The organism is Pseudoduganella sp. GW821-FHT05F09 (assembly GCF_059419605.1).
In genome coordinates this window covers 1-697 of sequence record NZ_JBWKSD010000028.1, presented here as the reverse complement: position 1 = coordinate 697, position 697 = coordinate 1, and the positions used below count along the sequence as shown (strand labels likewise).

At 52.5% G+C, this 697-nt stretch carries 1 rRNA gene; it reads right to left on the bottom strand.

Annotated features, from left to right (window positions below):
* Positions 1 to 5: 5 nt before the first annotated feature.
* Positions 6 to 697 (bottom strand): 23S ribosomal RNA (locus AC07S4_RS30370); the annotation flags it as partial.

Here is a 697-nt window from a genome sequence, read left to right as displayed (position 1 = left end):
GTTATAGGGACAAGCCTTACGGGCAATTAGTACTGGTTAGCTTAATGCATTACTGCACTTCCACACCCAGCCTATCAACGTCCTGGTCTCGAACGACCCTTCAAGGAGCTTAAAGCTCCGGGAAATCTCATCTCAAGGCAAGTTTCCCGCTTAGATGCTTTCAGCGGTTATCTCTTCCGAACTTAGCTACCCGGCAATGCCACTGGCGTGACAACCGGTACACCAGAGGTTCGTCCACTCCGGTCCTCTCGTACTAGGAGCAGCCCCCTTCAAATTTCCAACGCCCACGGCAGATAGGGACCAAACTGTCTCACGACGTTTTAAACCCAGCTCACGTACCACTTTAAATGGCGAACAGCCATACCCTTGGGACCGGCTACAGCCCCAGGATGTGATGAGCCGACATCGAGGTGCCAAACTCCCCCGTCGATATGAACTCTTGGGAGGAATCAGCCTGTTATCCCCAGAGTACCTTTTATCCGTTGAGCGATGGCCCTTCCATACAGAACCACCGGATCACTATGTCCTACTTTCGTACCTGCTCGACTTGTCGGTCTCGCAGTTAAGCACGCTTATGCCATTGCACTATCATCACGATGTCCGACCGTAATTAGCGTACCTTCGAACTCCTCCGTTACACTTTAGGAGGAGACCGCCCCAGTCAAACTGCCTACCATGCACTGTCCCCGATCCGGAT